The organism is Lactobacillus sp. UMNPBX19 (assembly GCF_002553805.1).
In the GTDB taxonomy this organism is placed as follows: Bacteria; Bacillota; Bacilli; order Lactobacillales; family Lactobacillaceae; genus Lactobacillus.
This window is the reverse complement of sequence record NZ_PCYR01000014.1, coordinates 1-11,924: the sequence shown is the minus strand read 5'-3', so window position 1 is coordinate 11,924 and position 11,924 is coordinate 1. Positions and strand designations below refer to the sequence as shown.

The 11,924-nt window shown below is 35.5% G+C and carries 9 protein-coding genes, 3 pseudogenes and 1 riboswitch; of the genes and pseudogenes, 9 read left to right on the top strand and 3 right to left on the bottom strand.

From position 1 onward, the window contains the following. The first annotated feature begins 26 nt into the window (after positions 1 to 26). Positions 27 to 768, top strand: a pseudogene (locus CP370_RS05440) (sulfite exporter TauE/SafE family protein). A gap of 96 nt (positions 769 to 864) precedes the next feature. Here the strand turns inward: CP370_RS05440 and CP370_RS05435 are convergent. Then, positions 865 to 1,704 carry an aldo/keto reductase gene (locus CP370_RS05435; protein ID WP_087712556.1) on the bottom strand — a complete coding sequence of 280 codons (840 nt, stop codon included), beginning with the start codon at positions 1,702 to 1,704 and terminating at the stop codon, positions 865 to 867. 126 nt (positions 1,705 to 1,830) lie between these two features. On the opposite strand from CP370_RS05435, the gene nagB reads away from it, so the two are divergent. From nagB to CP370_RS05420, 3 genes are all read left to right on the top strand, one after another. Beyond that, positions 1,831 to 2,550: a glucosamine-6-phosphate deaminase gene (gene nagB / locus CP370_RS05430; RefSeq protein ID WP_087712555.1), complete on the top strand. Its 720-nt coding sequence runs from the start codon at positions 1,831 to 1,833 to the stop codon at positions 2,548 to 2,550. 220 nt (positions 2,551 to 2,770) lie between these two features. After that, complete coding sequence (locus tag CP370_RS05425) at positions 2,771 to 3,421, top strand: deoxynucleoside kinase (RefSeq protein WP_041822360.1); 651 nt, start codon at positions 2,771 to 2,773, stop codon at positions 3,419 to 3,421. A gap of 21 nt (positions 3,422 to 3,442) precedes the next feature. After that, complete coding sequence (locus CP370_RS05420) at positions 3,443 to 4,117, top strand: deoxynucleoside kinase (protein ID WP_004896404.1); 675 nt, start codon at positions 3,443 to 3,445, stop codon at positions 4,115 to 4,117. A gap of 56 nt (positions 4,118 to 4,173) precedes the next feature. On the opposite strand, the gene CP370_RS05415 is transcribed toward CP370_RS05420, so the two are convergent. Beyond that, entirely contained in the window at positions 4,174 to 5,412 is a 1,239-nt protein-coding gene (locus CP370_RS05415; RefSeq protein ID WP_087712554.1) for an alpha-hydroxy-acid oxidizing protein, read from the bottom strand. 239 nt (positions 5,413 to 5,651) lie between these two features. Between CP370_RS05415 and CP370_RS05410 the strand changes: the two genes are divergently transcribed. Next, positions 5,652 to 6,962 (top strand): NCS2 family permease, encoded by a 1,311-nt coding sequence (locus CP370_RS05410; protein WP_003650577.1) that lies wholly within the window; start codon positions 5,652 to 5,654, stop codon positions 6,960 to 6,962. 86 nt (positions 6,963 to 7,048) lie between these two features. Here the strand turns inward: CP370_RS05410 and CP370_RS05405 are convergent. Then, positions 7,049 to 7,783, bottom strand: a pseudogene (locus CP370_RS05405) (MerR family transcriptional regulator). Between the two features lie 304 nt (positions 7,784 to 8,087). On the opposite strand from CP370_RS05405, the gene CP370_RS05400 reads away from it, so the two are divergent. The 4 genes and pseudogenes from CP370_RS05400 to CP370_RS10290 all read left to right on the top strand — a co-directional run bounded on the left by CP370_RS05400 (position 8,088) and on the right by CP370_RS10290 (position 11,849). Then, positions 8,088 to 9,398: an NCS2 family permease gene (locus CP370_RS05400; RefSeq protein WP_087712553.1), complete on the top strand. Its 1,311-nt coding sequence runs from the start codon at positions 8,088 to 8,090 to the stop codon at positions 9,396 to 9,398. A gap of 10 nt (positions 9,399 to 9,408) precedes the next feature. After that, positions 9,409 to 9,708 carry a nucleoside triphosphate pyrophosphohydrolase gene (locus tag CP370_RS05395; protein ID WP_012846815.1) on the top strand — a complete coding sequence of 100 codons (300 nt, stop codon included), beginning with the start codon at positions 9,409 to 9,411 and terminating at the stop codon, positions 9,706 to 9,708. An 83-nt stretch (positions 9,709 to 9,791) separates the two neighbouring features. Beyond that, positions 9,792 to 9,889: riboswitch (purine riboswitch) on the top strand. A gap of 82 nt (positions 9,890 to 9,971) precedes the next feature. Beyond that, positions 9,972 to 11,285, top strand: a complete 1,314-nt coding sequence (locus CP370_RS05390; protein WP_035430138.1) for an NCS2 family permease — start codon at positions 9,972 to 9,974, stop codon at positions 11,283 to 11,285. A gap of 103 nt (positions 11,286 to 11,388) precedes the next feature. Then, positions 11,389 to 11,849, top strand: a pseudogene (locus CP370_RS10290) (helix-turn-helix domain-containing protein). Positions 11,850 to 11,924 lie beyond the last annotated feature (75 nt).

Below are 11,924 nucleotides of genomic sequence, written 5' to 3'. Positions count from 1 at the left end.
TTCCATCTACAAGGAGAGGTGAATTTATGAGTCCTTTTTTCTTATTTGTTTATTTAATTTTAGGTGGAATTTTAGGAGGCCTCCTATCAACAATCGCTAGCAACTTACCCAATACTTTTATCAGTTGGAATTCCACCCGTATATGCCAATACAACCAATGATGCTGCCTTAATTTGGACTGTAGTTGGTTCAACTGCATCATCCCTAAAAGAATTAAAAGGGTATTGGAAAGAAGTAAGTTTCTATTCAATCTTTACAATTGTTGGATCAGCTTTAGGATGTATGCTTTTAATACAATTTCCTGGGAAAATATTCGAAAAAATTGTTCCATTTTGTATCGCTTTTTCTGGTCTAATGATTTTATTCAGTGGGGAAATTCATCTGGAAAAAGATGGTAATAACCGGCTTCTTCAGATTATATCTTTACTTTGCCTAGTGATTACTGGTATCTATGCGGGATATTTTGGAGCAGCAAGTGGCGTTTTAATGCTCGTTATCTTGAACGCCATTAGTGATGACGATTTTTTAACAGTTAATGCTATGAAAAATATAATTGGGGCTCTTTCAAACTTAGTTGCCCTAATCATCTATATGTTTATTGCAAAAATTTATTGGGATTCCGCCATTCCATTGGCTATTGGTGCCTTAATTGGGAGTTATTTCGGTCCTCGCATCATGCGTCATATTCCCGTTAAAGTTATTCGCTTTGGAATTGCCGTTTTAGCTCTTATCCAAGCAGCTTACTTTGCTTATACTGCATATAGATAAAACAGTTCTAACTCATTTGTAATACGTAAAAAGCTCTACCTTTACGCAGGTAGAGCTTTTTCAGTTACTTTTAAATAATTTTCTTTCATTTCACCCTTATATCATCGCAAGTGGCTTTTTTTCAGTCGGCTGCGGAAAGTCATTATCAATTAGTTTTATTTCATCGGGAGTCAATTTAATATTCTTAGCAGCAATATTTTCTTTCATGTGTTTAACATTGCCTGCTTTTGGAATAGATAAAATATTTCCATTTCTCAAAGTCCAAGCGAGCATCACTTGATGGGGCGTTACATGGTGAGCGCGAGCAACAATCTTAAGATTATTAGTAATTCTGATTGAATCACCCTTACCTGAATTAAATGGAGAATATCCGATAAAGCCAACGCCGTTCTTTTCTTGCCAAGGTAAGACGTCGTACTCTACCCCTCGCTCAGAGAGATTATATAGATCTTCATTAGCAAAACAGTCTTTTCCGCCAGGAACGCTAAATAGTTCTTCTAAATCAGCCACATCAAAATTTGACACACCCCAATGACGAATTAGTCCTTCTTTTTGTAATTCTTTAAGTCCCCGAACCGTTTCAGATAAACGCTTGTCTCCCCGCCAGTGGAGTAAATATAAATCTAAATAATCAGTTCCTAATCTTTTTAAGCTTTTTTCTAAGCTTTGCCGCTCTAATTCTGGAGAAGCATGATATGGATAAAATTTCGAAATTAAAAAGATTTTTCTTCGGTCATATCCTCTAATTGCCTCGCCAATTAGCTTTTCACTTTTTCCTTCACCATACATTTCCGCAGTATCTATTACTTTAATTCCATGATCTAAGCCATAGCGAAGGGCAGCAAGTTCATCTTTTTTCTTTGAAGCGTATTCGCCGATTCCCCAAGTTCCCATACCTAAACCTGATAAATTACTTTCCTGAAAACTCTTCTCCATCTCTTCTCACCTCACCTAAATTTTACCGCAGAAAAAAATAAAATTAAAAATGTTAGCGGTTTAATTTGACTAGACCAATTTTATATTTTATAATGGACTAGACCAATGAATGAGGAGGTATATATTATGAAAATCATCGTAACTAAAGATAATATTGAAGGCGGCACTAAGGCATTTGAAATTATTAAAAAGGGAATGGAAGATGGCGATAAAGTTTTAGGCTTAGCAACTGGTTCTTCCCCAATCCCAATGTATGACGATATGTGTGACAGTAACCTAGACTTCTCTGATATGACTAGTATCAACTTAGATGAATACTATGGCTTAAATCCAGATAATGATCAAAGTTATCACTACTTCATGCAAAAGCACTTATTTGATAAGAAGCCATTTAAGCATTCTTATATTCCAAATGGAATGGCCAAGGATATCGATGAAGAAGTTGATCGTTATAACGACATTATTGCTGCTAATCCTATTGATATCCAAATCCTCGGTATCGGTAGAAATGGCCATATCGCTTTTAACGAACCAGGCACTCCATTTGGCAGTTTAACTCATAAAGTTCAATTAACTGAGAGTACTATTAAAGCTAATTCACGTTTCTTTGATAACGAAGATGAAGTTCCTCGTCAAGCCATTTGTATGGGAATTAAATCCATTATGCAAAGTAAGAAGATTGTTTTACTTGCATTTGGCGAATCAAAACAAGATGCAGTTAAAGCCTTAGTTGAAGGCCCTGTTACTGAAGAAGTGCCAGCATCTATCTTACAAGATCACCCAGATGTAACAGTTATTTGTGATGAAGTTGCTGCCGCAAAACTTGATCCAAAATATAGAAACTAATCCTCATTAGTCAGACCGTTTACTTGAACGAATTAATCTTTTTAGATTAGTTCGTTTTTTATTTGATTGAATGAAATTAGTAGCATTCTTTTCTCCTTAATCTATATTTTTTCAGATCTACTCTTGACTTTTTCACCTAATTCTTTTTTTAAAAATAGCTTGCCTACCTACCAGATATTGAATTACACTATTAAAGCAAACTATATATTGTAGAAAGAACGTGATGACAGTTATTGTATTGAGCGGGCCCATTGGAGCCGGAAAATCCAGTTTAACCAGTCTTCTTGCCGAACATTTAGGCACTCAAGCCTTTTATGAGGGTGTAGATAACAATCCAATTTTGCCACTTTATTATAAAGATATGGCTCACTATACTTTTCTTTTAAACACTTATCTTTTAAACCATCGTTTGGCTCAAATTAACCAAGCTATTCGCGATCATAACAGCGTGTCCGATCGTTCCATTTATGAAGATGCCCTATTTTTCAAAATGAATGTTGACAGTGGTATTGCTGATCCTACGGAATTCAAGATTTATGATAGTTTACTTGAGAATATGATGGAGCAAGCACCTGGTAATCCAAGTAAAAAACCAGATCTTTTAATTTACATTCATGTTTCTCTTGATACTATGCTTCACCGAATTCAAAAACGTGGTCGTAAGTTTGAACAATTGTCAACCGATCCAAGTTTAAAAGATTACTATGCTCGCCTTTTATCATATTATGAGCCTTGGTACGAAAAATATAATGCATCCCCTAAGATGATGATTGATGGTGATAAATACGACTTTGTTGCCAATGAAGATGCACGAAAGAAAGTTATCAGCACAATCGATCAGAAACTTATTGATATAGGTAATTTGAACTAGTTAACGAATAGAAGGAACGTGATGACAGTTATTGTATTAAGCGGGCCCATTGGAGCCGGAAAATCCAGTCTAACAGGTATCTTATCTAAATATTTGGGTACTAATCCCTTTTATGAAAGTGTAGATGACAATCCTGTTTTGCCATTATTCTATGAAAACCCTAAAAAATATGCCTTTTTACTGCAAGTTTATTTCTTAAATACTCGTTTTCAAAGTATTAAGTCAGCCTTAACTGATGATAATAATGTACTTGACCGTTCTATCTACGAGGATGCTCTTTTCTTCCAAATGAATGCAGATATTGGGCGTGCTACTCCAGAAGAAGTCGACACTTACTATGAGCTCTTGCACAATATGATGAGTGAACTAGATCGGATGCCTAAGAAGAATCCTGATCTCCTTGTTCATATCGATGTCTCATACGATACAATGCTCAAGAGAATTCAAAAACGCGGTCGTAACTATGAACAATTAAGTTACGATCCAACTCTAGAAGATTACTACAAGCGTCTACTTCGTTATTACAAACCTTGGTATGAGAAGTATGACTATTCACCAAAAATGACTATTGACGGTGATAAACTTGATTTCATGGCAAGTGAAGAAGATCGTCAAGAAGTCCTAAATCAAATTGTGGCTAAGCTCAAAGAAATGGGTAAACTTGAAGACGACTGGAAACCTAATTTAGTTAAATAAAGCAAAACTGCGATCTATACTGGACCGCAGTTTTTTCATATATTCACATCATTAAACTAATGTCTTGAAGCGCCGCTTACTGCATCTGCCGCTTCACCTGTTAATTGATTTTCTTTAGTAACAGGATATGGCTTCATCACACTCTTACTCGTTGAAGAAATTCCCCAATCAGCAGTGTAATCAACATGATCAATTTTTGCATGTTTAATATCTTCAATTGTCTTACAACCAGTTAATTGCATATCAATTAACAATTCCTTATTTAATTGCTCAATAACTGATTGAACACCTTGTGCACCACCAAGTGCTAAGCCATATAAGAATGGACGGCCAATACCGACTAAGTCTGCACCTAATGCTAATGCCTTAAAGACATGTGATCCGCGACGAACGCCACCATCAAGAATAATTGGAACGGGGTGATCACAACTCTTCACAGCCTTTGCGATTTCAGGCAAAACATCAATTGTAGCAGGAGCACCATCAACTTCACGGCCTCCGTGGTTAGAAACTACGATTCCGTCTGCACCTGCACCAATTGCAAGCATAGCATCTTCAGCGCATTCAACGCCTTTAACAATTACAGGTACATCTGCAATTTCCTTAATCTTGCGAATATCATCTGGTCCAATATTTTGAGCAGACGAAGCATACATTTGAGCAACGCTTTGTCCCTCTCCTTTTCCACCAGTCCATTCATTAAAGAATGCAAGTGGAACAGGATAAGTAAAGTTAGTCCGTAAATTGGCCTCACGGTAGCCACTAACTAGTGCATCTACAGTTAAGAAGAAACCAGTAAAACCGGCTTTAACTGATTCTTCAATCACCATCTTATTGAAGTCCCAGTTCTTGCTCAAATATAATTGCATAAAACGAGGCGAGTCGCCGACTGCGCTTTGCACATCTTGAACACTCTTATTCGCATAAGTACTCATCCCAAATAAAGCGCCAGCAGCCTTTGCACCTTTAGCTGTATCCACTTCTGCTTCTGCATTTGCAATACCATGGCAGGCAATTGGACAAATCATGACCGGTGTCTTTAACTTCATCCCTAAAAATTCAGTATTTAATTTCGGATCTTGCATTCCAGTTAAAGCACGAGGAACAATTTGAAAATGATTAAATGCCTGCGTATTATTCCGCCAAGTCCATTCATTTTCAGCACCACTAGCTATGTAGTAATAGGCTGCTTCTGGTATTACGTACTTTGCTTCGTTTTCTAGTTCATCCAAGTTAACCATGTGTAGCTTTTCTTCTCTAGTACTTTGTGGAAAGCCCTTATAGTAAGTTGTCATTGATATTTCCTCCAATCATTAAGTAGGTTTCTATACACCTTAATTTTAGAACGATTTCATCAATTTATTAAATAAAAGCTCTTATGAAATAATTCACTATCTCTTATACGATTTACTTTCAGAAAGTTTTTACAACCTTTTATCGCTAAAATTCGCGTTTACATTTATTTATGGGAATGCTACACTATAAAAGTTGCTTATTTAAAGCTTAAAAGCGAACATTATGTCTGGAGAACAAAATGAATTTTATAAAAAACTACTTTCATTTAGAAAAGTTAGGAACTAATGTTAGAACTGAATTTATTGCTGGGTTAACTACTTTTATTAGTATGTCATATATTCTTTTCGTTAACCCTAGCGTTCTTGGCGCTAGCGGAATGAATACCGGAGCTGTCTTTACCGCTACTGCTTTAGCAGCTGCTCTTGGTACAGCAATCATGGGAATTGTGGCTAACTACCCGATCGGTGAAGCACCTGCTTTAGGTATTAACGCATTCTTTGCTTACACAGTATGTATTGGCATGAAAGTATCCTGGGAAACTGCCTTAGCTAGTGTTTTTGTTGCATCAATTATCTTTATTTTAATTACCTTATTTAAGCTAAGAGAAAAGATTATTGATTCAATTCCTTCAGACTTAAAATTTGCCATTTCTTCTGGTATTGGTTTATTTATCGCCTTTCTTGGATTACAAAACGGTGGCTTAATCGTTGCTAATAAATCAACTTTAGTTGGTTTAGGATCACTTCATAATCCACTCGTTTGGATTACTATTTTTGGTTTAATTGTTACAGTAATCTTGATGATCTTAGGCGTTCCAGGTGCTATTTTTATTGGAATGATTGCCGCATCAATCTTTGGCATTTGTACTGGTCAAATTGCTGTACCACATAAGTTCATTTCTTTAGCACCAAGTCTTGCACCTACCTTTGGTCAAGCCGTTTTCCACGTTAAAGACATTAATTCTCTCCAAATGTGGGTTGTTGTTTTAACTTTCTTACTTGTTACATTCTTTGATACTGCTGGTACCTTAATTGGTCTTGCTCAACAAGCTGGCTTTATGAAGAACAACAAAATGCCACGTGTTGGTAAAGCATTAGCCGCTGATTCAACTGCTATGATGTTTGGTTCAATCTTCGGTACTTCACCAGTTGGTGCCTTTGTCGAATCAAGTGCTGGTATTGCTGTTGGTGGTCGCTCAGGTTTAACCGCTGTCTTTGTAGCCATTTTCTTCTTGATCTCAATGATTTTTAGTCCACTACTTGGTGTCTTTACTACACAAGTAACTGCTCCTGCGTTAATAATCGTCGGAGTTTTAATGGCACAAAATACCGCACATATTCACTGGAACAAGTTAGAAATTGCCGTACCTGCATTTTTAATCTTACTTGGTATGCCTCTTACTTACTCAATTTCCGACGGTTTGGCATTAGGAATGATTACTTACCCAATTTGTATGGTTTCTGCAAAGCGTGGTAAAGAAGTTAGCCCAATGATGTGGGTACTGTTTGTAGTATTTATCATCTTCTTATGGGTATTGAATTTTAAATAGATTAAAACTCAAGAAAAAAGCTCGTGCTGATGCACGAGCTTTTTTAGGTTAATCAAAAAATTTTCTGTCAATTTTGAATATTGTTTTTACTCCCTACTAATTTCCAAACAATAAGATCTTTTACCACATCTTGGACAAGTCAATTTTCTAAACTTAGGCGTATGTGGCGCTAAATTAAATGCTAGAAATGATGGTATAAATATATCTCCGCAATTAGGACAAACGTATTCAACATTGTCATAGTAATATCGCGACAATCCCAATGCCATCATAAAAATAATAACTACTAGTGCAAGAACTTCAATTACAAAGCTAGTTATCTGGTTTAGATGATATAAATAAAATGCTATGCCGATCCCTAATATTTCAATTATTGACAAAAGCCCTCCAAAAACTAACATCTTATCTCTTAAAGCTGAAAGTCTATTTTCTTTTCTCATAATATCTGTAATGCCAGAGTGATTGGTTAATACAGCACGCGACAACTTTATTTTTTGCAAATGTTTTATTTATGCTTGTTTTTTACTTATCTCATCCATTTTCCGCTGATTATCCTGGTATTGTTCTTTAAGCAATAACTCCAGTGACTGATTCCCATGCTCATCTTGAATGAGTATTTTTATTTGTTTCAATGAAAATCCCAATTCTTTTAGAAAAAGAATTAATTCAAGCTGTCTTATCTGATCTTTTTCATAAAAACGATAGCCATTTCTTTCAGTATAAGCTGGCCTCACTAGATCTTTTTCCTCATAAAACCTTAAAGTCCGTGTACTCACTTGTAATTTCTTGGCTGCTTCTCCGATGGTATATCTTTCTGACATTACTTTCACCTCGCAGATTTAAGATATCAATTGACGTAAGGTTAAGGTCAACTTCTAAATTATAAAATATTCTATTTCCTTGGAAATATTGTTCGGCTTTTAAACCAATTTTCTTATTTTTGTACCTATTATTCTATATTTTTTTGATTTAATCGAATAATTATAGTTTTTATTCTTGAAATAGTTAATAATTTAGATATAATTTTAGTTGAAGATTCGCTTTTAAGTGATTAAACCCATAAATTAATCATTTAAAATTATATTTTCCTTTAAAATCCGAACATTACCATTCTTGGAGGGCTACATGAATTCAATTGGTAAATTTTTCCATTTAAATGAAAACCATACTTCATTTAAAACTGAGTTTTTAGCTGGATTGACTACTTTTGTCAGCATGTCTTACATTCTGTTTGTTAACCCAGCTGTTTTAGGAGCAAGCGGCATGAACAAAGGAGCGCTGTTTACCGCGACTGCCTTATCCGCTGCTTTCACGTGTATTGTAATGGGATTAGTTGCCAATTACCCTATTGCTTCTGCACCAACCTTAGGACTTAACGCATTCTTCACCTACACCGTCTGCTTAGGAATGCATGTTAAGTGGCAAACTGCGTTAGCTGCTGTTTTTGTCGCTTCGATTCTTTTCATCTTGTTAACTGTATTTAAAGTACGTGAGATGATTATCGATGCCATCCCTAGTGACATTAAATATGCGATCTCAGCTGGTATCGGTTTATTTATTGCCTTTATCGGTCTACAAGGTGGTAATTTAATTAGCAAGAGTGATTCTACCTTAGTTACTGTTGGTGCTTTGAACAATCCACTTGTTTGGATCACAATTTTTGGTTTAGTTGTAACTATTTTCTTAATGATCGCCAGAGTTCCTGGGGCCATCTTTATCGGAATGATCGTGGCTGCTGTCTTTGGGATTATAATTGGTCAAATTCCAATGCCTAAGGCCTTTATTTCAGGCGTTCCAAGTCTTTCACCAATTTTTGGTCAAGCTGTTTTCCATATTAGCGACATTAATACTGTACAAATGTGGATCGTTGTCTTCACTTTCTTACTGGTTACTTTCTTTGACACTACTGGTACTTTAATCGGACTTGTTCAACAAGCAGGTCTTATGAAAGACAACAAAATGCCACGTGCCGGTGAAGCTCTAGCAGCTGACTCATCTGGTATGTTAGTTGGTTCTGTTCTTGGTACTTCACCAGTTGGTGCCTTTGTTGAATCAAGTGCTGGTATTGCAGTTGGTGGTAGAACCGGTTTAACTGCTGTCTGGGTTGGTATTTTCTTCTTAATCTCAACCATCTTCAGCCCAATCTTAAGTGTCTTTACCACTCAAGTAACTGCTCCTGCTTTAATCATCGTTGGGGTATTAATGGCTGAAAACTTAGCACATGTACACTGGACTGATCTTGAAATTGCAATTCCTTGTTTCTTAATCGCACTCGGTATGCCTCTTACCTACTCAATTTCAGATGGTCTTGGCTGGGGCTTAATTATTTACCCAGTATCAATGCTTGCTGCTAAGAGATTCAAAGAAATTACGCCAATGATGTGGATCTTATTCTTTGTCTTCGTCATTTACTTCGTTGTTCTAAATATAAAATAGAGATTACAAAATGAAAAAACTAGTTAGAGACAAAATTCCTGGATTCGCTACCTACGCATCTTATCGTCAACTTAAACCTGAAGAACGAGAAGATGCCTTAAAAAATAAAATCGTCGAAGAAGCTAATGAAGTTAAAGCTGCGCCTGATGATCAAAATCTCCTTGAAGAATTAGCTGATGTTTACACAGTGTTAGAAGCATTTTTAGATTTTAAAAATATTAGTAAAGAAGAATTACTAAAGCAAGTAAAAGCAAAGAAAGCTGAAAAAGGTGGCTTTACCAAATTCCTTTTGATGAATACTGATAAATAAGTATTAGAGTAAAAAGAGCTGTATGCTCTTTTTATTTTGAAATCATCTATCTCCATTTGCGTATACGATAAATTTCTGCTAGAATACTTAACAATCAAGTTATCTATATATCGTCGAAATAAGGTCGACAGTATCTACCCTGAGCCATAAATTCAGGACTATAGGTATCAGACGTCATAAATTTGCTTTAAAGGACATCTTTTACCCATGGCTTTTTGGGTAAACTTGTCCTTTTTTCATTTTTATTTTATGTTGGAGAAATGATGCAATTTTTAGATAAAGTCTTTCATTTAGAGGATGCACATACTAATGTCAAACGCGAATTAATCGCTGCTCTTACCACGTTTGTTTCATTGTCATACATCCTTTTTGTTAACCCTAATATTTTAAGTGCAGCTGGTATTAATAAAGGCGCTGCTTTCACTGTTACTGCAATCGCAACTGCAATTGGTTGTTTCTTGATGGGATTTATTGCAAATTATCCTATTGCCTTAGCACCAACACTTGGTAGTGCGGCCTTTTTCTCATATAACGTTGTTATCGGGATGCATATCAATTGGCAAACTGCTCTAGCTAGTGTGTTAGTAGCTTCAATTTTATTCATTTTGATTACTGTTTTAAAACTTCGTGAAAAAGTTGTTGATGCAATTCCTCAAGATTTAAAATATGCAATTTCTGCTGGTATTGGCTTGTTCATTGCTTTTATTGGATTGCAAAATGGTAAATTGATCGTCGACAATAAATCATCTCTTGTTGGTCTTGGTTCATTTAACAATCCAGCAGTTTGGATCACCCTATTTGGTTTAATCTTAACAGTTATCTTAATGGCAGCTAAAGTACCGGGCTCAATTTTCATCGGAATGATTGTAACTGCTATTTTCGGAATGGTTATTGGTCAAATTCCAATGCCACATGGTATCGTTTCTGGAGCTCCAAGTATTGCACCTACTTTCGGTCAAGCAGTATTCCACTTAAAAGATATCAATACACCACAACTATTTATGGTTGTTTTAACATTCTTACTTGTTACATTCTTTGATACTGCTGGTACCTTAATTGGTATGACACAACAAGCTGGAATGGTTGATAAAAATGGCAAAATTCCACGTATTGGTAAAGCCTTCTTGTCAGATTCACTTGCTATGGTTGAAGGTTCTGTTCTTGGTACTGCTCCACTTGGTACTTCTGTTGAATCAAGTGCCGGTATCGCAATGGGCGGTAGAACTGGTTTAACTGCTATTTTCGTTGGTATTCTATTCTTAATCTCAATGATCTTCAGTCCACTTTTAGCAGTAATCCCAACCACTGTAACGGCTCCTGCTTTAATCATAGTCGGAGTTCTGATGGCAGGTAATCTTAAATACATCCATTGGGATAACTTTGAAATTGCCTTCCCATCCTTCCTAGTAGTAGTTGGTATGCCTTTAACTTACTCCATCTCTGATGGTTTAGCCTTAGGAATGATCGCTTATCCAATTACGATGATTGCTTCTAAGCGCTATAAAGAAGTATCTCCAATGATGTACATTTTATTTGTAATCTTTGTTATCTTCTTCTTAATTACTAATATGGGCTAATTAATAATCTTTTTTTCAAGCTAGTAACACTATCTATTAAGATACAAGCATTGCTAGCTTGTTTTTTTTGACTCAATTTTCATTAAATTATGAGGTGGGCAAAATGGAATTTAATGAACAAATAAAACGCCTTAGAAAAGAAAATAACTTAACTCAGGAAGAGATGGCCAAGAAACTGAATATAACTAGACAGGCGATCTCTAACTGGGAAAATAATCGTAACCTTCCAGATTTTGAAATGATTATTTGATTGCAGAAACATTTGATTTTTCCCTCGATGAATTAATTTTAGAAGATAAAAAGATGAATAAAATTGAGCAAATTTTGATTAATGATGGTAAAAGAACACGTGCGAAAAAATTTAATATGGTCACTACTATCATCGGGAGTGTATTCATTATTTTAGGAATTATTTTCTTCTTAATCAGCGGTGCCTCTGTTTCTTATATTGATAGTAATGTTTTTTTACACGAAAACTTCTTCTTAATTCCATTAGGCTATCTTTCATTATTTGTAGGGATAGTGATCATTATTGCCCGAGTAATAAATCGCAAATTGCAATAATAAATTGAACACTTTTAGTTAAGCTGCTTGATAGATTAGATCTAATTCTCTTTCAAAGATTTCATCTGGTGTATG